We start from the raw sequence: 20,851 nt of genomic DNA on the forward strand, positions 1-20,851 counted from the left end.
AAATTTAGTCATGAATAAAGTTATTAGAAGTCACCTATTTACGGCTGAACGCGCTTGGGGAGCCCTTGATATTACCAATATGAATGGCATTTCCGTGCGTCTTCACTGGACAGATAAACCTTACAAATGGCATATCAATGACGGTGAAGAAGTCTTTGCTGTCATGGATGGTACGGTGGAAATGCGCTACAAAGAAGAGGGCCAAGAGAAAGCCGTATTACTCCATACGGGTGATATTTTTTATGCGGATATCGGTACCGAACATGTTGCTCATCCACAAGGCGAAGCACGTATATTAGTCATAGAGAAAGAAGACAGTATTTAATAAATTAAAAGAATTTTATGAATCAAGAAAGACTCAACGAAATCGAAAAACCATTAATTCAAATTGTAGAACGCGATGTCGTTCCTGCACTTGGCTGTACTGAACCTATCTCTCTGGCGCTTGCAGCAGCAACGGCAGCTAAATATTTAGGCAAAACACCTGAACGTATTGAAGCCAAGGTGTCACCAAACTTAATGAAAAATGGATTAGGCGTTGCGGTACCTGGAACAGGCATGGTGGGCTTGCCTATTGCCGCGGCGATTGGTGCTTTAGGCGGTGACCCAGGGGGTGAATTAGAGGTATTAAAACACATCACACCAGAACAAGTTTCACAAGCCAAAGCGATGCTTGATAAAAAGCTCGTTAATGTCGATATTCATCAAACCGATCATATTTTATACTCGGAAGCCGTGTTGTTTGCGGATAATGACCGAGTGAAAGTAGCCATTCAAGATCAACACACAAACATCATTTTAATTGAAAAAAATGGCGAAGTTATTTTTGAGAAAGAACATGATGAATGTGCTGATTGCGCTCCTTGTGATATTTTCAAACAGGTGAGCGCACGTGAAATCTTTGAATTTTCTTGTGAAGTTGAGCTCGATAAAATCAGCTTTATCGGACAAGCTGCCACTCTAAACCGAGCGCTGTCTAACGAAGGATTACGTGAAAATTACGGCTTACACATTGGCAGAACGTTACGCAAACAAGTTGGTAGTGGCTTAATGTCAGATGATTTACTCAGCAAAATCATGATCGAAACCACTGCAGCCTCCGATGCACGTATGGGTGGAGCTACATTACCAGCAATGAGTAATTCAGGCTCTGGCAACCAAGGGATTGCCGCGACTATGCCCGTGGTTGTGGTCGCCGATTATTTAAACGTGAATGAAGAAAAACGTCTCCGAGCCCTCTTCTTATCACACTTAATGGCTATTTATATCCACAGCAAATTACCTAAACTGTCAGCCCTTTGTGCGGTAACAACTGCCTCTATGGGGAGCTGTGCAGGCATTGCCTATTTGCTTACGGGCAAATTTGAAACCGTGAGCATGGGGATTTGCAGCATGATTGGTGACATCAGCGGAATCATCTGCGATGGCGCATCCAATAGCTGTGCAATGAAAGTATCCACCAGCGTAGCTTCTGGCTATAAATCAGTTCTCATGGCAATGGATGAAACCCATGTGACAGGCAATGAAGGTATCGTTGAACACGATCTCGATCGCACTATCGACAATCTATGCTCGATCGCTTCGAAGAGTATGCATCATATTGATCGCCAAGTGATTGAAATTATGGTGAGTAAACCCTGTCCTTAATATCGTGATAACTTACGATAAAGTGCGGTCAGAAAAACACACAAATTTCTGACCGCACTTTTTTTATATCAAAAAAACATATTTTCTAGCCAAAAGTTATTGGCGTCACCTTCTTATTTTTTTAGAAAATACCAACCTACTTAGTTCTAAAAGAGAAGGAATATTTATGCTTTTAACCGGATTACTTTGCGGAATTTTACTCGGATTTGTGATGCAGCGTGGGCGCTTTTGTATTACTGGCGCATTTCGCGATATGTATGTCACCAAAAATAACAAAATGTTTGTCGCCCTTCTATTGGCGATTACCGTGCAATCCATCGGTTTCTTTCTCTTAAAAGAAATCGGTGTATTAAATGTCGATCCCGCTGAAAATTTTGCCTTTTTAGCGGTGATTATCGGTGCCTTTGTATTTGGTATCGGCATTGTTCTTGCTGGCGGTTGTGCAACAGGAACTTGGTACCGTGCTGCGGAAGGCTTAGTCGGCAGTTGGGTCGCGTTATTCACTTATATGTTGTTAAGTGCCATCATGCGTACTGGCCCATTAGGCGAATTCAATAAAACTTTACGCAGTATCAATATCGAACAACGCAACATTTACGATACATTCGGTATCTCACCTTGGTGGTTAGTCGCATTATTAACTTTAGTGACAGCTTTCTATGTGTACAAACATCTCAGTAAACCAAGCGTAAAAGTCGCGGCATTAAAACCGAAGAAAAAGGGACTTGCTCACTTATTATTTGAAAAACGCTGGCACCCATTTTTCTCTGCCGTATTAATCGGATTAATCGCACTTGCCGCTTGGCCACTCAGTGTTGCTACGGGTCGTGAGTTTGGACTTGGGATCACTGGTCCATCCGCTAATATCATGCAATTCCTCGTTACTGGCGACGGTAAATTTATAAACTGGGGCGTATTCTTAGTTTTAGGGATTTTTATCGGGTCATTCATCGGTGCGAAAGCAAGCAATGAATTCCGTGTTCGTGTACCAGATGCCACCACGATTCTACGCAGTGGGCTCGGTGGTATTCTCATGGGCATTGGCGCAACCCTTGCGGGTGGCTGTTCTATCGGTAATGGCTTAGTCGAAACCGCCTTTTTCTCTTGGCAAGGTTGGGTATCATTGCCATTGATGATTCTCGGCACTTGGGTGGCCGCCTACTTCACCATTATCCGTCCACAACGTTTAAAATTAACAAAAGCATCATAAGGAGTTTATATGATCGTTAAATTACCAACACTCGGCCTAGTTTGCCCCTTTCCTCTCGTTGAAGCCAAAGAAGCTATGGCTAAGTTAAATAAAGGCGATGGTCTAGAAATTGAATTTGACTGCACACAAGCCACTGAAGCCATTCCCGCTTGGGCGGCTGAAGAAGGTTATGAAGTCACAAACTTCGAGCAAATTGATGATGCCAAATGGTCGATTACAGTGATTAAATAATAAAAAAGTGCGGTCAGAAAAATATATAAATTTCTGACCGCACTTTTGCTTTAATAAATCGAAATAATTAAATCAATTCTACTGGTACTTTCACCACCAGTTTTTTCACAAAACTTGATTTGCCGTTTACGGTGCAACCTGGTTTATGTGGCTCATAAGGGAAAAAGACAGCGAACATTTTTGGTAAAAGTGTCACCGTACTTTTATTTTCAATTTGTGGGGTAAGTTGATAGTCATCGGCATCACGATATTCATCGTATAAGCTGAGGTTTGGATAAGTCGCGCTTACTTCAACATTCTCTTCACCACGAATAAGTAATTGAATATCTAGATATTTGTGGTGAAGTTCAGCTTGTTTGCTATCCGCTTCAACCGTATCAAATTCCATGACATTCATATAAACTTGATCGCTTAAATCATGACGGCCATTTTCTAATGCTTCAAGATCTAAAGTATTGAGATGATCGCAAATGTCCGCGATAACTTTTGGTAAACCCACTTTGAAATTTGGGTTATTTAATGCACTGATAATCATAGAGTCTCCTTACGTATGTATTTGTATGAGAATATGATAACAAGTTGCTTATATTAAATAAAGTTACCAATAAATTTAAAACTCTGTATAATAAGCGAGCTTTATTTTCTGCATTAGCGTGCGGCTATCAAAAGAAATTTTTAAACGCCAAAAGTGCGGTCATTTTTCGAGAGATTTCTTTTGCTAGTCGCAATCTGGAAAATAAAGCTTTGTTTTAAATATTATTTTGAAGGAAAACATTGTGAATCCAATTGTTAAACAATTTAAATACGGTCAACATACCGTTACTCTAGAAACCGGCGCAATTGCACGTCAAGCAACTGCTGCGGTTATGGCAAGCATGGACGATACCACGGTATTCGTGACTGTTGTGGCTAAAAAAGATGTGAAAGAAGGTCAAGACTTCTTCCCATTAACCGTAAACTATCAAGAGCGTACTTATGCGGCGGGTAAAATCCCTGGTGGTTTCTTCAAACGTGAAGGTCGTCCATCTGAAGGCGAAACCTTAATCGCACGTTTAATCGACCGTCCAATTCGTCCATTATTCCCAGAAGGTTTCTTCAACGAAATCCAAGTTGTGGCAACTGTAGTTTCTGTAAACCCACAAATCAGCCCTGACTTAGTGGCAATGATCGGTGCTTCTGCAGCATTAACTTTATCAGGTGTACCTTTCAATGGCCCTATCGGTGCTGCGCGCGTTGGTTTTATTGACAACCAATTCGTATTAAACCCAACTATGGCTGAACAAAAACAAAGCCGTTTGGACTTAGTGGTTGCAGGTACTGACAAAGCCGTATTAATGGTTGAATCTGAAGCTGACATTTTAACTGAAGAACAAATGTTAGCGGCGGTCGTATTTGGTCATCAACAACAACAAGTTGTGATTGAAGCAATCAAAGAATTTGCAAAAGAAGCGGGTAAACCACGTTGGGATTGGGTTGCACCACAACCAAACACAGATTTAATCAACAAAGTAAAAGCGATTGCTGAAGCACGTTTAGGCGATGCATACCGCATTACTGAAAAACAAGCACGTTACGAACAGATTGATGCGATTAAAGCGGATGTGATTGCACAAATCACAGCTGAAGATGAAGAAATCAGCGAAGGTAAAATTGTGGATATTTTCACCGCACTTGAAAGCCAAATCGTTCGTGGCCGTATCATTGCAGGTGAACCACGTATTGATGGTCGTACCGTTGATACCGTTCGTGCATTAGATATTTGTACTGGTGTATTACCACGTACTCACGGTTCTGCAATTTTCACCCGTGGTGAAACGCAAGCATTAGCCGTTGCAACGTTAGGTACTGAACGTGATGCACAAATCATTGATGAATTAACAGGTGAACGTCAAGATCACTTCTTATTCCACTACAACTTCCCTCCATACTCTGTAGGTGAAACGGGTATGATCGGCTCGCCAAAACGTCGTGAAATCGGTCACGGTCGTTTAGCAAAACGCGGTGTAGCAGCGGTTATGCCTAGTCTTGCAGAATTCCCGTATGTCGTGCGTGTTGTATCTGAAATCACTGAATCTAACGGTTCTTCTTCTATGGCATCTGTATGTGGTGCGTCTTTAGCATTAATGGATGCGGGCGTTCCAATCAAAGCGGCTGTTGCTGGTATCGCAATGGGCTTAGTGAAAGAAGAAGAGAAATTTGTGGTTCTTTCAGATATTTTAGGTGATGAAGACCACTTAGGTGATATGGACTTTAAAGTGGCCGGTACACGTGAAGGTGTCACCGCACTTCAAATGGATATCAAAATTGAAGGTATCACCCCTGAAATTATGCAAATTGCATTAAACCAAGCAAAAGGTGCACGTATGCACATTCTTGGTGTAATGGAACAAGCAATCCCTGCACCTCGTGCAGATATTTCTGACTACGCGCCGCGTATTCACACCATGAAAATTGATCCGAAGAAAATCAAAGATGTTATCGGTAAAGGTGGTGCAACTATCCGTGCATTAACTGAAGAAACTGGTACTTCTATCGATATCGATGATGATGGTACAGTGAAAATTGCTGCAGTAGATAGTAGTGCAGCGAAAAACGTGATGGCACGTATTGAAGAAATCGTTGCTGAAGTTGAAGCGGGCGCAATTTACAAAGGTAAAGTGACTCGTCTTGCTGACTTCGGTGCGTTCGTGGCTATCGTTGGAAATAAAGAAGGTTTAGTTCATATTTCTCAAATCGCTGAAGAACGTGTAGAGAAAGTGAGTGATTATCTTCAAGTTGGTCAAGAAGTGACAGTTAAAGTGGTTGAAATCGATCGCCAAGGTCGTATCCGATTAACCATGAAAGATCTTGCACCAAAACAAGAAACTGAAGCAGAATCTGCACCAGCAGAAGAGACTTCTGTAGAACAAGAATAATCTCACAGGGTGTGTAAAAAACCTTACACACCCGTTTTGATTATCAAACTAACTTATAAAACAATGCAATATTTTCGGTTATTCCGTTTTCTAGTTTCATTATCTAGCCTAAGTCTGACTTTATTTATTTCCGGTTGTGTACAATCGGGAAACGTGTTTGTCGCACCAAATAAAGTCGTACTCGCAGATCAAACGCCGAATACGCACTTCGAACAAGAAGTGATGATTACCCGAATCGGGCAAGTTTTATTAGTTGGTAAAATGAGTAATGAAGAACGAGCGACGCTTCACTTTGAACGTGGCGTTTTATATGATTCCCTCGGTTTATGGGGCCTCGCACGTTATGACTTTACACAAGCCCTTGCGTTACAGCCAAAGATGGCTTCCGTTTATAATTACTTAGGGCTTTACTTACTGCTTGAAGAAGATTACGACAGCGCATTAGAAACCTTTAATGCGGTGTTTGAGTTGGATCCAAGTTATGACTATACCCACCTTAATCGTGGTTTAAATTTTTATTACGTCGAACGCTATAATCTTGCTGAAGACGATTTGATGAAGTTTTACGAAGCCGATACTAAAGATCCCTATCGCGTACTCTGGCTCTATTTGAACGAACAAAAATTAAAACCACAAGAAGCCCATGCCAACCTTGTTGAACGAGCTAAAGGGCTATCTAAGGACTTCTGGGGAACAAATATCGTTCAATACTATTTGGGTAATATTTCCGTGAGCGACTTGCAAGAACGGGCAACCAAATTTGCAGAAAATTCACAACAATATGCAGAAATATTAACCGAAACCTACTTTTATCTAGCAAAACAAAAACTCAATTTGGGGCAAATTGATGAAGCTGCAGCTTTATTCAAACTTGCTATTGCGAATCAGGTGTATAACTTTGTTGAGTATCGTTTTGCCGTGTTAGAGCTGATGAAATTGAAACCGGCTCAAACAGAAGACGAAAAAGAAGAAAAAAGTGCGGTCACAAAAACTGCTGTTTTTTAGACTTGCCTCTTTCTTGTGTAACAAATAAACCTGAAAGCGAAATTGAGCTTTCCTTACTTATATTCGAGCATTTTAATGACAGACAAAATCACTTTTAATGATTTAGGCTTGCCTGAATTCATTCTAAAAGCCGTTTCTGACCTTGGTTTTGAAACACCTTCGCCAATCCAACAAGCTTGTATTCCTGCTCTTCTAGAAGGCAGAGATGTACTTGGTATGGCGCAAACCGGTAGTGGTAAAACTGCCGCATTCTCGTTACCTATTTTGGCAAAAATTGATCCTGCCGCAAAACATCCACAATTATTGGTGATGGCACCGACCCGTGAACTTGCCATTCAAGTTGCCGATGCTTGTGAACACTTTATGAAATATGCAAAAGGCATCAATATCGTTACTCTTTATGGTGGTCAACGTTATGACATCCAGTTACGTGCATTAAAACAAGGTGCACAAGTTGTTGTTGGTACACCAGGCCGTATTTTGGATCATATCCGTCGTAACACATTAAATCTATCTGAATTAAAAGCTATCGTACTTGATGAAGCTGATGAAATGCTTCGTATGGGCTTTATTGATGATGTAGAAACCGTTATGGCTGAATTACCGGAAGAACACCAAACAGCCCTTTTCTCAGCGACTATGCCTGAGCCAATTCGTCGTATCACAAAACGCTTCATGAACAACCCACAAGAAGTGAAAATCAAAGTAAATAACGATAATGCGCCAGATATTGAGCAAAATTGTTGGTATGTTCAAGGTTTCCGTAAAAATGAGGCATTATTACGTTTCTTAGAAGTGGAAGAGTTTGATGCAGCAATCATTTTTACCCGTACCAAAACGGGTACACTTGATGTGACCGAATTATTAGAAAAACACGGTTTCCGTGCTGCGGCATTAAACGGTGATATGACTCAGCAATTACGTGAGCAAACCTTAGATCGCTTACGTAATGGTAGCCTTGATATCGTCGTTGCAACCGATGTGGCTGCGCGCGGTATTGATATTGAACGAATCAGCCTTGTAGTGAACTATGACATCCCACTTGATGCAGAGTCTTACGTTCACCGTATCGGCCGTACTGGCCGTGCTGGTCGTTCTGGTCGTGCATTATTATTCGTTGAACCACGTGAACGCCGTTTACTTCGCAATATCGAACACTTGATGAAAAAACCAATCAATGAAGTTGAATTGCCAAATCATGAAGTATTGCAAGCCTGTCGTCGTAAAAAATTCCAAGACAAGATCACCAAGCAATTGGAACATCACGATCTGGAAATGTATCGTAGCTTATTGGAAGATTTATTCACGGCAGATCAGGATCAAGAAGATATTGCTGCAGCCATGTTGATGTTACTTCAAGGAAAACAAAAACTCATTCTTCCACCTGATCCACCAATGGATAAACGTCGTCGTGACCGTCATGATCGCGGTGATCGTCGTGAAAATCCACGTTCAGCTGAACGTCGTGGTGAACGTAAAGGCTACGGCACACCACAGCCGATGGATTTATATCGCATCGAAGTAGGTCGTGCAGATGGTGTAGAAGTGCGTCATATCGTAGGTGCGATCGCAAATGAAGGTGATATTAACAGCCGTTACATTGGCCATATCAAACTTTACGATGACTACTCTACTGTTGAATTACCACAAGGTATGCCAAAAGAATTGCTCCAACAATTCGGAAAAACTCGCGTTTTAAATAAACAAATGCAAATGAGCTTTATGGGTGCAGCACAGTCAGACAATAGACGTGGTGGCAATGACTTTGGTGGAAAAGGTCGCCGTAATGAACGTGGAGACCGAGGCCAAGATCGTTTCCGTGGTGAACGTAATGGTGAGCGTCGTCAGCGTAAATTTAACGATAAAAATGACCGCACTTTTAATGAACGTAGTCGCCGAGATCGCCAACGTTAATCCTTATTTAACAGCCCCTTGAAGTAAAAGGGGCTTTTTTATTGTCTTAATTCTCGTTACAATCGTCTCTTATCTCAATTTATAAGGTTTATCTATTGAAAGGTCTATTTTTACGTATTATTGCTGCTTTTGCATTATTACTTTGGGCAATTGATATGGTTTTCCCTTGGCAAAAAATTATGCAATCGGAGCAAAACCCTTACACCACGATCAAAAATCGCGGTAGCCTAATTGTCGGCACCATTAACAATCCCATTTACTATTTTATTGGGAATGAAGGCGAATCAGGCTTGGAATACGAATTAGCAAAAAACTTTGCTGATTATTTAGGGGTTCGCTTACAAATTAAAACCTTAGAAAATAATGATCAACTTTTTAATGAATTAGAGAACAATAATATTGATATCGCCGCTGCGAATCTTTTGTTCCAGCCTCAGCGTGCAGAAAAATTTCAGTTAGGACCATCTTACACCTCCGCCTCTTGGCAGCTTGTGTATAAAAAAGGTGAAAATCGCCCGAAAGATTTAGCGCAAGTCCAGCAAGAAATTATTATTTCTGCGGGGGAAGACTTAGAAAAATTATTATCCCTCGCGCAGAAAAAACTTCCTGCACTTAAATGGCAGAATAACAAACAGTTAACCCAAGAGGAATTATTAATTCAAGTGGCGGAAGGCAAAATTCCTTATACCATTGCAAACAGTATTGATGTGGCGGCTGCACAACAAATTCGCCCTAACTTAGCAATTGCATTTGACCTAACGGATGAAATGACCGTGCATTGGTATCTTTCCAATCAATCCTATAATGAGCTACAAGCAGGCTTATTGGATTTTATGAATAATGCCATTGAAACGGGATTAATTGATCGTATTGAGGAAAAATATTTCCGCCACATTACTGCCTTTGATTATGTAGATACTCAGGCTTATTTAGAGGCGGTTGAAAAAATCCTTCCTCAATATCAACCGCTCTTTGAAAAATACAAAGGGAATTTAGACTGGCGATTATTAGCTGCTGTAGCCTATCAAGAATCGCATTGGGACCCTTATGCTACCTCTCCAACAGGTGTGCGCGGGATGATGATGCTTACCAAAGATACGGCTGTGCGGATGAATATTAATAATCGCACTGATGCCGAACAAAGTATAAAAGCGGGATCGGAGTATTTGCATTGGCTACTCGACCAAATGCCAGACAGTATTCCAGAAGAAGATCGAATTTGGTATTCTTTAGCAGCATATAATATGGGATTAGGGCATATTTTGGACGCACGTCGCTTAACAAAAAAATTAGGTGGTAACCCAGATAACTGGTTAGATGTAAAAAATAATCTTCAACTATTATCGGAAAAGCGCCATTATTCAAACTTAAAATATGGCTACGCCCGAGGCTATGAAGCCTACCAATATGTCGAAAATATTCGCCGTTACATGAACAGCATTGTGAATTATCATCGCGTTCAAGAAAACCAAGCGACTGCAACAGAGTAAGTGCGGTCAGAAAAAGCAACGTTTTATTGAACTCAAAGAAAACAAGGAGAAAAAGATGTTAAAAAGAAAAACTTTTTTAAAGAAAAAAGCATCAAGAGATATCTCTGCCTCACGCAACTTGCGTTTAAGACGCTTAAAACACCGTAAAGCAAAACAATTCCAACGCCATGCATTACAATTAGTGATTCAAGATATCTAAAAAAGGGCGAACATCATGTTCGCCCTTTTTATTTATTCATTATCCTTTATTTTTCAAAAGAATCTTTCAAACGCTCATCTGCTCGGCGGGATTCGCCTTTATGTTGAAGTTTATTTAATTGGCGTTCTAATTTTTCTTCAACTTCATTGATCGCTTTATACATATCATCAGCCGTTGCAGTGGCTAACAGATTACCTAACGGGGTTCCAATTGAAGCCTCTACAGAAAAGCCGTTTGGCACTTTACTTAAAACAAAGTGCGGGCTAATCAGTTGAGTGTGCCATTTCTCTAATTTTGCAAGTCTTCCCTCCACATGTTCACGAATTGCAGGGGTGATTTCCATTTGTTTACTTGTGATATTGAGTGTCATAGCATTTACCTCTTTTGCTTAAATGAACCCTTCGGTTCCGTTCATCTTTAATAACAACATATCGACCTTGAACCACTTTTTCAAGTGCTTTTAGGTAAATAAAAAAACAAATGTTCAAAAATATGATCGGGATCTAATTTCTGAAAAAATGTGATTTCATTTCCGTGTAAACTTGTTATGATGTAAAGCTGTAAACAACAAAGGGAAGCGTTCAGCTTCCCTTTTCTTTTTACGATATGAATTAGGCTAATTCATCTTGATCATGTTGTGTGGCTTTTAAACGTTCAAAGTAATCTTTGGTTTCTGAAATAATCTCTTTGCGTAAACCAATTAATGCGACTAAGTTCGGGAAGGCCATTAAACCATTCACAATATCCGCTAAGATCCAAATTAAATCTAAAGTAAGGAATGAACCTGCTCCGACTAAAACAATAAACATGAAGCGATACAATTTAATACCACGAATACCAACTAAGTAAAGGAAACAACGCTCACCGTAGTAGCACCACCCTAAAATAGTGGTGAAAGCAAAGAATAATAATCCTACTGTTACAATCGTTGCACCAAATGATGTACCTAATCCCTGTGCAAAAGCATAGTTAGTCACACTTGCACCTGAGAGCTCTGGGTTACTCCATGCTCCCGTAATAACTAGCACTAAGCCCGTCATCGTACATACGATGATGGTATCTAAGAATGTCCCTGTCATCGAAATTAAACCTTGGCGAACGGGCTCTTTCGTTTGCGCTGCTGCGGCTGCGATTGGCGCACTTCCTAAACCTGATTCATTTGAGAAAATACCGCGCGCCACACCCGATTGAATGGCTTTCATCACGGTAAAGCCAACTGCACCACCTAAAGCTGCCTGAGGATTAAACGCACTCTGAATAATTAATGAAATTGCAGCAGGTAATTTATCGTAATTAACGATTAAGATGATAATTGAGGTCGTCACATAACCCAGCGCCATAAAAGGCACAATGACTGCAGAAGCTCTCGCAATACGTCTTACTCCACCAAGAATAATCATAGCGACCAATACCGTCACCACAGTTGCACTAATCACAACAGGCACGTTAAAGGTGTCTTGCATCGCATGCGTAATCGCATTCACTTGAGGGAAAGTACCGATACCGAAAAAGGCCACCAACACCCCAAATAACGCAAATAATTTCGCTAACCATTTGATACCAAGACCACGTTCGATGTAATACATTGGTCCACCAGCCATAAAACCGTATTTATCGCGCACACGATATTTCACTGCAAGCAAACATTCGGCATATTTGGTTGCCATGCCTAATAATGCAACTAGCCACATCCAAAAAATCGCGCCAGGTCCACCCGCTTGTACTGCGGTCGCTACACCCACGATATTCCCTGTACCAATGGTTGCCGCTAATGCGGTACAAAGTGCAGCAAAAGAAGACACGTCCCCTTTGCCTTTATTTGCACCACGAGCAAATAAATAGCCCAAGGCACGAGGCAAATAACGAATTTGCAAAAAGCCTAAACGAAGGGTGAGATAAAGTCCGGTTCCGGACAAAAGAATAAGTAGGGGCGGTCCCCATATAAAGCTACTAACAGCCGATAAGATTGTCTGTAATGACATTGATGATTCCTCGTCGTTTAAAATACAAATAAACTCGACAAGGAGACAAGAAGAATCCCGATAGAAATATATTGATAATACGGATTGTCTTTTGCCCCTGTCCTTTTGCCTGAGCGTTTGGAAAACAATCGAAAAATCGACCGCTCTTTTGCGCCTTCGGCGTCCATTTACATCGATAAAATGCAATGGATCTCTCCAAGGGTTCGTCCAGTAACAGTCCCTGCAATCTTGCGATTGCGCCTGAAAGATTTTACCTCGTCGGCGTAGGGGCAATTCCCTACTCTCCAGCTACCTTCTTCCGAACTCACTTTTTACGTTTTATTTTTTATCGCAAAAAGTGTCGCGAATTTTAGCAAACTTGAAAGGCTAACTCAATGGATTGACAAAAAAAGGCTTAGATAACAAGGTGAAAGCAGATAAAAACAAAGTGCGGTCAAAAATTTTCTTATTTTTTGACCGCTCTTTTTTTTAATCAAAAAAGAAAGGCAGGTCATTACCTGCCTTTATCCATTTTAATAATTATAAAATCTCTTTTGCTTTTGCTACCACGTTATCTACGGTGAAACCAAAGAGTTTAAATAATTGATCTGCTGGTGCTGATTCGCCAAAGCTGTTCATGCCTACTACACGACCTTCAAAGCCAACGTATTTATACCAGAAGTCTGCAATACCTGCTTCGATTGCAACACGTTTAGTTACAGCAGCTGGTAATACGCTTTCACGGTACGCTGCATCTTGTTTATCGAAACGGTTAGTGCTTGGCATAGAAACTACGCGTACTTTTTTACCTTCAGCACTCAACACATCTGCAGCTTTCACTGCTAATTCCACTTCAGAACCAGTCGCAATGAAGATTAACTCAGGTGTGCCATCACAGTCTTTTAATACATAAGCACCACGTTTAACTGCCTCTAATTGTGCAGAAGTGCGGTCCATTTGTGCTAAGTTTTGACGGGTAAAGATCAACGCACTTGGGCCATCTTGACGCTCAACCGCTTGTTGCCATGCGATGGCTGATTCCACTTGGTCACATGGACGCCATGTTTCAAGATTTGGAATTAAGCGTAATGATGTAGTTTGCTCAACTGGTTGGTGAGTTGGTCCATCTTCGCCTAAACCGATCGAGTCGTGTGTATAAACAAAGAGTGAGCGTTGTTTCATTAATGCCGCCATACGCACCGCATTGTGTGCATATTCGTAGAACATTAAGAAAGTTGCGCCATAAGGAATGAAACCGCCGTGTAAAGCAATACCATTCATGATCGCAGACATACCAAACTCACGCACACCATAGTTGATATAGTTACCGCCTATGTTTTCGTGTGCACGAATTGGTTTAGAACCGCTCCATAACGTTAAGTTAGAGCTTGCTAAGTCTGCAGAGCCACCTAAGAACTCAGGTAATACATGTGCATAAGCTTCGATTGCATTTTGTGATGCTTTACGGCTCGCAATGCTTGCAGGATTCGCTTGTAATTTTTCAATGAACGCTTTAGATTCTACTGTCCAATTTGCCGGTAATTCACCGTTTACACGACGTGTAAATTCTGCAGCAAGTTCTGGATATGCTTTTGCATAAGCCGCAAATTTTTCTTCCCAAGATTTTTCTGCTGCAGCGCCTTTTTCTTTCGCAGACCATTCTGCATAGTACTCAGCCGGAATTTCAAATGGAGCATATTCCCAGCCTAGAGCTTTACGGGTTAATGCGATTTCTTCATCACCTAATGGTGCACCGTGGCAATCATGAGAACCTGATTTATTTGGTGAACCGAAGCCGATGATGGTTTTACAAATAATTAACGTTGGTTTTTCTTTTTCGGCTTGAGCAAGAATGGTTGCAGCACGAATTTGTTCTGCATCGTGACCATCTACATTACGGATTACTTGCCAGCCATAAGCTTCAAAACGTTCTGCCGTATCATCGCTGAACCAACCATCAACATGACCATCAATCGAAATATTGTTGTCATCGTAGAATGCGATTAATTTACCTAGGCCTAATGTTCCTGCTAAAGAGCAAGCTTCGTGAGAAATCCCTTCCATTAAACAGCCATCACCTAAGAACACATAAGTGTGGTGATCGACAATTTCATGACCTTCACGGTTAAATTGACCTGCTAATGTTTTCTCAGCAATCGCCATACCCACGGCATTAGTGATACCTTGGCCTAGTGGACCAGTAGTGGTTTCAACACCTGGTGCATAACCATATTCTGGGTGTCCAGGGGTTTTAGAATGTAATTGACGGAATTGTTTTAAATCTTCGATAGAAAGATCATAGCCTGTTAAATGTAATAAGCTATAGATCAACATTGAACCGTGGCCATTAGAAAGTACAAAACGGTCGCGATCGGCCCATTTAGGATTGCTTGGGTTGTGTTTTAAGAAATCGCGCCATAATACTTCAGCGATATCTGCCATTCCCATCGGTGCACCTGGGTGGCCTGATTTCGCTTTTTGTACCGCATCCATTGATAGCGCACGAATTGCGTTGGCGAGTTGTCTACGAGTTGCCATGTTTTTCTCCTATCTAAATAATTCCCAGTATTCTACCTTATTTACTGATTGGCTTAACCAATATTTGCAATTTTATTTACCTTGATCAAATTCTTCGACGACGTTGATGGAAACGTTGGCTACTCGATTTACCTTGTAAATTGACCACCGTTTTAGTTTCCACTGGTTTTCGATATGTTCGACGATAATGACTTAAAAAATAATGAATGGAACTGGCGAATAAAGCGCCTAATAAAAAGACCACGACAATTTCACCATATAAGCGGTGAAAAACTTGATTGATTTTATTCTGTGTTGTTTGAGCATATTGGGCGTCAAAGGTCACGCGCAAAAAGCCACGAACCGCGTTATTAGAAGCAGAATAAATAGGCTCAACAATTTGTTGTGTTGAAAACTCACCTTCATTTTTATGTTCTAGGCCTAGTTGCTCACGAAGGTTGCCTGTATTGGTACTTTGTGCCAATTCTTTACCGTTATAATCATAAATAGTCGCATCGAGCACAAAGTTTTCTTTGACTAAATTATCTAAATTTTCGACGAGCTGATCGGATTTCGCATTATTGGTTAATAAAACTGAAAATAAATTGGTTTGCTGACGAACCAAAGTATGCGATAAATTCGCTACTTGATTCACACTTGAAAGCTGTGAACCAATCTTAAATTGTTTCACACCAAACAAAATCACCGTCATGGCACCGATACAAAGCAGCACGATGAGCCCAAACATCAGTGATTTTTGAAGTTTTTCTTTAATTAATTGCACGTTGTTTTTCCATTTTTTCGCCAAGATCGGCTAGAATAGATGAGTATTCACAATTTACAGGATTTTCTATGCAAATTCAAAACCTTGCAAGCATTACCCAAAAATATCCCCAATTTCCTACCGCACTTTCGTCTGATTTGCCTCATCCCGATGAAACTCATGCGTTTATTTTATACGGCACAACGCTGAATTTAGCCAAATTACTCGAATTCCAACAAAAGTGCGGTCAATCTTTCCTGTGTTTTGATGCATGGAACGTAGAAAAAAATACCGTTGTCCTTTTAAAAGGCAAATGGCTAGCCGATTTTATTGCCCATGCCCACGACCTGCAATTAGACATCGCTAAACTGGATTTTGATGCAAAATTATCAGAAAAAGGTTTATTGGTGATGGATATGGATTCTACGGTAATTCAAATTGAATGCATTGATGAAATCGCTAAACTGGCTGGCACAGGTGAATTAGTTTCTGCCATTACTGAAAGTGCCATGCGTGGCGAGCTCGATTTTGAACAAAGTTTGCGTCGACGTGTGAGAACACTTAAAGGCGCACCAGAAACGATTTTGCAACAAGTACGTGAAAAATTACCGTTAATGCCGGGCTTAATTGAAACCATTAAGACATTACAACAACATGGTTGGAAAACTGCCATTGCTTCTGGTGGTTTTACCTATTTCGCCGATTACTTAAAAAGTTTATTAAACCTCGATTTTGCGGCGTCTAATCAATTTGAAATTATTGATGGCACGCTGACTGGCAATGTAAAAGGTAGCGTGGTCGATGCACAATACAAAGCGAATACCTTGCAAAAACTCGCTGAAGAATACAACATTCCACGCAAAAATACCCTTGCTATTGGTGATGGCGCTAATGATTTAGCGATGATGAAGGTCGCCGGATTAGGCGTAGCATTCCATGCCAAACCGAAGGTGCAACAACAAGCACAAATTGTGGTAAACTTTGCTGACTTAACCGCACTTTTATGTCTTTTAAGTGCAAATGATCGAATTTAATTCATTTTGGGAGAAAACTTATGCCATCTTTTGATATCGTATCTGAAATTACTATGCACGAAGTGCGTAATGCGGTTGAAAATGCAAACCGCGTATTAAGTACACGTTATGATTTCCGTGGTGTGGAAGCCGTCATTGAATTAAATGAAAAAAGCGAAACAGTGAAAGTGACCACAGAATCTGATTTCCAATTAGAACAATTAATTGAAATCTTGATTGGTGCGTTTGTAAAACGTGGCATTGAGCATAGCTCATTGGATATTCCAACAGAAAGTGAACATCACGGTAAACTTTACACCAAAGAAATCAAATTAAAACAAGGGATTGAACCAGAGATGGCGAAAAAAATCACTAAATTAGTGAAAGATTCAAAAATCAAAGTTCAAACTCAAATTCAAGGTGAACAAGTACGCGTAACCGGCAAATCCCGTGATGATTTACAAGCTGTTATTCAATTAGTGAAAGGCGCTGAATTAGGTCAACCATTCCAATTTAATAACTTTAGAGATTAATTTAATGAAAAAATATCTTTGGGTATTTTGGGCTGCCGTTCCACTATGTTCGTTCGCAAATGAGAATGCCATGAATCTCGGTGATAGCGTCATTGATGTTGTAAAATGTGAAAGCACCAAAGGGGAAAAACTTTGGGTCGCGCTAAATAATCTTAAAACATTCACTTACATGAAAAACGATGTGAATGTGGCTGATCAAACGATAGATAATGCTTACTTACAAGCTTATGCCACAGAAGCGACTCTTTTTCTTCCATCAACAGAAAATAATCAGTTGTGGACGATAATAAAAGAAAGAGCAGTAGATAAGACGAGCATCAGTCAAGTTACTATCGATTTGCGTAATAAGAAAGGTAAGCTAATTTCTCATGCTGCTTGCAAACGAAATGACGAGACTTTTTCATTATTAATGGGATCGAGTTTCGATATAAAAGAGCCTACCGATAAAATCCTTGAATTAATGGATCCACTTCCACAATAAAACTAAAGAGCGGTCAAAAAACACAACATTTTTTGACCGCTCTTTTTATTTGCGTTAATTAAGCTAATCTCGCTTTTGCTTCTGCAATCGCTTCTGCTACACGAAGTGGTGAAACCCCACCTTTCGCACAACGTTTATCTAAACAAGATTGTAGTGAAAGAATGTCATATACATCATCCCCTACCACATCACTGAATTGACGGAATTCAGGAATGGTTAAGTCTTCCAAGGCTTTGCCTTTTTCAATGGCATAAACCACGGTTTCACCGACAATATGGTGAGAATCACGGAATGGTACACCTTTTGCTACAAGATAATCTGCTAGCTCTGTTGCATTTGAGTAGCCTTTTAAAGCAGCTTCACGAGTACGATCGGTATTCACTTTTAATTCATCTAATACAAAAGTCGCCATATCTACGCAATCTTGCCAGGTATCTAATGCATCAAAGATCCCTTCTTTGTCTTCTTGCATATCTTTGTTATACGCTAACGGTAAACCTTTTACAGTCATCAACATACCGGTTAATGCCCCCATGACACGGCCAGCTTTACCACGAATCAATTCACAAGCATCAGGATTTTTCTTTTGCGGCATTAAAGACGAACCTGAAGTCACACGATCTGACAATTCCACAAAATTCGCTTCACCACTGTTGAAAATAATCATATCTTCAGCAAAGCGAGAAAGGTGCACCATACTTAAAGAAGCTGTTGAGAGTAATTCCACAATATGGTCACGATCAGAGACGCTATCCAAACTATTACGCGTCGCAAAAGCAAAACCTAAATCTGAGGCTAATTGTTCACGATCGACCGCATAGGCAGTTCCCGCAAGTGCACCGCTGCCTAATGGGCAACTATTCATGCGTTTATAAGCATCGGCGAGACGTGAATAATCACGCTCAAACATTTCCACATAAGCCATGCACCAATGAGCAAAAGTGATTGGTTGTGCACGTTGTAAATGGGTATAACCCGGCATCACCGCATCTTGCGTATTTTCCGCTGTTTGCACCAAATGACGTTGAAGATTACGAATAGATGCTTGCAACTCCGTTACACGTTGTTTGCACCACATTTTAATATCAAGTGCAACTTGGTCATTACGGCTACGACCCGTGTGTAATTTTTTACCTAAATTACCCACTTTATCAATAAGTTTACTTTCCACCCAGCTATGAATATCTTCTGCATCATCCTGCAAAATCGCTTGTGGATTTGACCGCACTTCGATTAATAATTCATTTAAGGCAACTTCTAGCTGTTGTTGCTCTTCAGCACTTAATACACCGACATTGACTAAAGCTTTAGACCAGCCAATGGAGCCTTCAATATCTTGCTCTGCCAAGCGATAATCAAAACGCAGGCTATCATTAAAATCTTTAAAACGTTTATCTGCCGCTTGTGTAAAACGACCACCCCAGAGAGCCATAGGTTATCCTTCTTTTAATATTAAAATTGATTAATTATTCAATTATTACGCATAACTAATCAAGATGCAATAATAATCTCTTTATGGTTTGCTATTTTACCCTGTTTTTTCTAACAAAAACTAGACAGTATTAAATTTTAGTGGTAATTTACGCACCATTCTTAAGGGCATTGCCCACCATTCAAACATTTCAGTATTATCAACTCTTATTCGTTCCAACATTATTAATTATGCATCTTACAGAACTTAAAAATACGCCTGTTTCTGATCTTGTGAAACTTGGCGAAGAACAAATGGGTTTGGAAAATCTTGCCCGTTTACGTAAACAAGATATTGTTTTTGCGATTTTGAAACAACACGCAAAGAGCGGTGAAGATATTTTTGGCGGTGGCGTGTTAGAAATTTTACCCGATGGTTTCGGTTTCTTACGCTCCGCAGACAGTTCCTACCTTGCTGGTCCTGATGACATCTACGTTTCTCCAAGTCAAATTCGTCGCTTCAATCTTCAAACTGGTGATAAAATCGAAGGCAAAATCCGTCCACCAAAAGAGGGCGAACGCTATTTTGCACTTTTAAAAGTCGACCAAGTCAATGATGACAAACCTGAAGTCTCTCGTAGCAAAATCCTTTTCGAAAACTTAACTCCATTACATGCGAATTCCCGTTTAAGAATGGAACGTGGTAATGGCTCAACCGAAGATTTAACCGCGCGTATTTTGGATTTAGCCTCTCCGATTGGTAAAGGTCAACGTGGTCTTATCGTGGCACCACCAAAAGCCGGTAAAACCATGTTGCTACAAAATATTGCACAAAGCATCACGCACAACTACCCAGAATGTGAACTTATTGTACTTTTAATCGATGAGCGTCCAGAAGAAGTAACGGAAATGCAACGTTCGGTAAAAGGTGAAGTGATTGCCTCTACCTTTGATGAACCTGCTGCTCGTCACGTTCAAGTGGCTGAAATGGTTATCGAGAAAGCCAAACGTTCTGTTGAGCACAAAAAAGATGTGGTGATTTTACTCGACTCTATCACGCGTTTAGCACGTGCTTATAACACCGTTACGCCAGCATCCGGTAAAATTCTCTCTGGTGGTGTGGATGCAAATGCGTTGCATCGTCCAAAACGTTTCTTTGGTGCGGCGCGTAACGTAGAAGAAGGCGGGAGTTTAACCATTATTGCTACCGCACTTGTAGATACCGGTTCAAAAATGGATGAGGTTATCTTTGAAGAATTTAAAGGTACCGGTAATATGGAATTACATCTTTCTCGCAAAATTGCTGAAAAACGAGTGTTCCCAGCAATCGACTTCAACCGTTCTGGTACGCGTAAAGAAGACTTACTTACCACACCAGATGAATTACAAAAAATGTGGATTCTTCGCAAAATCCTTAACCCAATGGGTGAAGTGGAAGCGATGGAATTCCTCATCGACAAACTTATGGTGGCAAAAACCAACGATGAGTTTTTTGAAATTATGAAGCGGTCTTAATGTTGACCGCACTTAAAAACAAAAAAGGCTTGGAAAACCAAGCCTTT

General features: G+C 40.5%; 19 protein-coding genes and 1 riboswitch. Of the genes, 13 read left to right on the forward strand and 6 right to left on the reverse strand.

The features are described 5' to 3' along the window. Positions 1-10: 10 nt before the first annotated feature. The 4 genes from INP95_RS00690 (at position 11) to INP95_RS00705 (ending at position 3,088) form a co-directional block, all read left to right on the forward strand. Complete coding sequence (locus INP95_RS00690) at positions 11-325, forward strand: cupin domain-containing protein (protein ID WP_049369550.1); 315 nt, start codon at positions 11-13, stop codon at positions 323-325. Positions 326-342: 17 nt separating this feature from the next. Then, positions 343-1,647, forward strand: coding sequence for an L-cysteine desulfidase family protein (locus INP95_RS00695; RefSeq protein ID WP_197560700.1), 1,305 nt, complete (start codon positions 343-345; stop codon positions 1,645-1,647). Between the two features lie 166 nt (positions 1,648-1,813). Further along, positions 1,814-2,857, forward strand: coding sequence for a YeeE/YedE family protein (locus INP95_RS00700; protein ID WP_269475387.1), 1,044 nt, complete (start codon positions 1,814-1,816; stop codon positions 2,855-2,857). A 9-nt stretch (positions 2,858-2,866) separates the two neighbouring features. Beyond that, a complete protein-coding gene (locus INP95_RS00705) occupies positions 2,867-3,088 on the forward strand; it encodes a sulfurtransferase TusA family protein (RefSeq protein ID WP_005631077.1) in 222 nt (73 codons plus the stop codon). Between the two features lie 67 nt (positions 3,089-3,155). Here the strand turns inward: INP95_RS00705 and nanQ are convergent, their stop codons facing one another. Beyond that, on the reverse strand, positions 3,156-3,623 hold the full coding sequence (gene nanQ / locus INP95_RS00710) for an N-acetylneuraminate anomerase (protein WP_111387336.1): 468 nt from the start codon (positions 3,621-3,623) through the stop codon (positions 3,156-3,158). Positions 3,624-3,864: 241 nt separating this feature from the next. Here nanQ and pnp point away from each other — a divergent pair, with 241 nt between their 5' ends. The 5 genes from pnp to INP95_RS00735 all read left to right on the forward strand — a co-directional run bounded on the left by pnp (position 3,865) and on the right by INP95_RS00735 (position 10,611). Beyond that, a complete protein-coding gene (gene pnp / locus INP95_RS00715) occupies positions 3,865-6,003 on the forward strand; it encodes a polyribonucleotide nucleotidyltransferase (RefSeq protein WP_049364873.1) in 2,139 nt (712 codons plus the stop codon). Between the two features lie 63 nt (positions 6,004-6,066). After that, positions 6,067-7,008 carry a protease adaptor lipoprotein NlpI gene (nlpI, locus tag INP95_RS00720; protein ID WP_197560701.1) on the forward strand — a complete coding sequence of 314 codons (942 nt, stop codon included), beginning with the start codon at positions 6,067-6,069 and terminating at the stop codon, positions 7,006-7,008. Positions 7,009-7,083: 75 nt separating this feature from the next. After that, positions 7,084-8,922 carry a DEAD/DEAH box helicase gene (locus INP95_RS00725; RefSeq protein WP_197560702.1) on the forward strand — a complete coding sequence of 613 codons (1,839 nt, stop codon included), beginning with the start codon at positions 7,084-7,086 and terminating at the stop codon, positions 8,920-8,922. A 95-nt stretch (positions 8,923-9,017) separates the two neighbouring features. Beyond that, positions 9,018-10,412: a membrane-bound lytic murein transglycosylase MltF gene (gene mltF / locus INP95_RS00730; protein WP_049372788.1), complete on the forward strand. Its 1,395-nt coding sequence runs from the start codon at positions 9,018-9,020 to the stop codon at positions 10,410-10,412. A 55-nt stretch (positions 10,413-10,467) separates the two neighbouring features. After that, the gene (locus tag INP95_RS00735) at positions 10,468-10,611 is read left to right on the forward strand and encodes a hypothetical protein (protein ID WP_005697833.1); all 144 of its coding nucleotides are present in this window, start codon (positions 10,468-10,470) and stop codon (positions 10,609-10,611) included. 46 nt (positions 10,612-10,657) lie between these two features. On the opposite strand, the gene hpf is transcribed toward INP95_RS00735, so the two are convergent. The 4 genes from hpf to INP95_RS00755 all read right to left on the reverse strand — a co-directional run bounded on the left by hpf (position 10,658) and on the right by INP95_RS00755 (position 15,873). Further along, the gene (hpf, locus tag INP95_RS00740; RefSeq protein WP_005695412.1) at positions 10,658-10,981 is read right to left on the reverse strand and encodes a ribosome hibernation-promoting factor, HPF/YfiA family; all 324 of its coding nucleotides are present in this window, start codon (positions 10,979-10,981) and stop codon (positions 10,658-10,660) included. Positions 10,982-11,222: 241 nt separating this feature from the next. Next, positions 11,223-12,593: an alanine/glycine:cation symporter family protein gene (locus INP95_RS00745; RefSeq protein ID WP_049355830.1), complete on the reverse strand. Its 1,371-nt coding sequence runs from the start codon at positions 12,591-12,593 to the stop codon at positions 11,223-11,225. Positions 12,594-12,680: 87 nt separating this feature from the next. Further along, positions 12,681-12,802: riboswitch (glycine riboswitch) on the reverse strand. Positions 12,803-13,112: 310 nt separating this feature from the next. After that, positions 13,113-15,110, reverse strand: coding sequence for a transketolase (gene tkt, locus INP95_RS00750; protein WP_197560703.1), 1,998 nt, complete (start codon positions 15,108-15,110; stop codon positions 13,113-13,115). A gap of 85 nt (positions 15,111-15,195) precedes the next feature. Next, positions 15,196-15,873 (reverse strand): YtjB family periplasmic protein, encoded by a 678-nt coding sequence (locus INP95_RS00755; RefSeq protein WP_197560704.1) that lies wholly within the window; start codon positions 15,871-15,873, stop codon positions 15,196-15,198. A 68-nt stretch (positions 15,874-15,941) separates the two neighbouring features. On the opposite strand from INP95_RS00755, the gene serB reads away from it, so the two are divergent. The 3 genes from serB (at position 15,942) to INP95_RS00770 (ending at position 17,879) form a co-directional block, all read left to right on the forward strand. Beyond that, positions 15,942-16,886, forward strand: coding sequence for a phosphoserine phosphatase (gene serB / locus INP95_RS00760; protein WP_197560705.1), 945 nt, complete (start codon positions 15,942-15,944; stop codon positions 16,884-16,886). Positions 16,887-16,906: 20 nt separating this feature from the next. After that, positions 16,907-17,398, forward strand: coding sequence for a YajQ family cyclic di-GMP-binding protein (locus tag INP95_RS00765; protein WP_049371578.1), 492 nt, complete (start codon positions 16,907-16,909; stop codon positions 17,396-17,398). A 70-nt stretch (positions 17,399-17,468) separates the two neighbouring features. Then, a complete protein-coding gene (locus INP95_RS00770) occupies positions 17,469-17,879 on the forward strand; it encodes a hypothetical protein (protein ID WP_197560706.1) in 411 nt (136 codons plus the stop codon). A gap of 58 nt (positions 17,880-17,937) precedes the next feature. Here the strand turns inward: INP95_RS00770 and argH are convergent, their stop codons facing one another. Next, complete coding sequence (gene argH / locus INP95_RS00775; protein WP_197560707.1) at positions 17,938-19,311, reverse strand: argininosuccinate lyase; 1,374 nt, start codon at positions 19,309-19,311, stop codon at positions 17,938-17,940. 230 nt (positions 19,312-19,541) lie between these two features. On the opposite strand from argH, the gene rho reads away from it, so the two are divergent. Next, entirely contained in the window at positions 19,542-20,804 is a 1,263-nt protein-coding gene (gene rho, locus INP95_RS00780) for a transcription termination factor Rho (protein ID WP_005695393.1), read from the forward strand. The last annotated feature ends 47 nt before the right edge of the window (positions 20,805-20,851 follow it).

The organism is Haemophilus parainfluenzae, from assembly GCF_014931375.1.
Lineage (GTDB): Bacteria > Pseudomonadota > Gammaproteobacteria > Enterobacterales > Pasteurellaceae > Haemophilus_D.

Excerpts from the sequence above, each read along its gene's own strand:
- INP95_RS00695 (WP_197560700.1), top strand. The coding sequence starts at position 343 with ATGAATCAAGAAAGACTCAACGAAATCGAAAAACCATTAATTCAAATT.
- hpf (WP_005695412.1), bottom strand. The coding sequence starts at position 10,981 with ATGACACTCAATATCACAAGTAAACAAATGGAAATCACCCCTGCAATT.
- INP95_RS00770 (WP_197560706.1), top strand. The coding sequence starts at position 17,469 with ATGAATCTCGGTGATAGCGTCATTGATGTTGTAAAATGTGAAAGCACC.
- serB (WP_197560705.1), top strand. The coding sequence starts at position 15,942 with ATGCAAATTCAAAACCTTGCAAGCATTACCCAAAAATATCCCCAATTT.
- rho (WP_005695393.1), top strand. The coding sequence starts at position 19,542 with ATGCATCTTACAGAACTTAAAAATACGCCTGTTTCTGATCTTGTGAAA.
- INP95_RS00735 (WP_005697833.1), top strand. The coding sequence starts at position 10,468 with ATGTTAAAAAGAAAAACTTTTTTAAAGAAAAAAGCATCAAGAGATATC.
- INP95_RS00725 (WP_197560702.1), top strand. The coding sequence starts at position 7,084 with ATGACAGACAAAATCACTTTTAATGATTTAGGCTTGCCTGAATTCATT.
- INP95_RS00690 (WP_049369550.1), top strand. The coding sequence starts at position 11 with ATGAATAAAGTTATTAGAAGTCACCTATTTACGGCTGAACGCGCTTGG.
- INP95_RS00700 (WP_269475387.1), top strand. The coding sequence starts at position 1,814 with ATGCTTTTAACCGGATTACTTTGCGGAATTTTACTCGGATTTGTGATG.
- INP95_RS00705 (WP_005631077.1), top strand. The coding sequence starts at position 2,867 with ATGATCGTTAAATTACCAACACTCGGCCTAGTTTGCCCCTTTCCTCTC.
- INP95_RS00745 (WP_049355830.1), bottom strand. The coding sequence starts at position 12,593 with ATGTCATTACAGACAATCTTATCGGCTGTTAGTAGCTTTATATGGGGA.
- nanQ (WP_111387336.1), bottom strand. The coding sequence starts at position 3,623 with ATGATTATCAGTGCATTAAATAACCCAAATTTCAAAGTGGGTTTACCA.
- argH (WP_197560707.1), bottom strand. The coding sequence starts at position 19,311 with ATGGCTCTCTGGGGTGGTCGTTTTACACAAGCGGCAGATAAACGTTTT.
- nlpI (WP_197560701.1), top strand. The coding sequence starts at position 6,067 with ATGCAATATTTTCGGTTATTCCGTTTTCTAGTTTCATTATCTAGCCTA.
- tkt (WP_197560703.1), bottom strand. The coding sequence starts at position 15,110 with ATGGCAACTCGTAGACAACTCGCCAACGCAATTCGTGCGCTATCAATG.
- INP95_RS00765 (WP_049371578.1), top strand. The coding sequence starts at position 16,907 with ATGCCATCTTTTGATATCGTATCTGAAATTACTATGCACGAAGTGCGT.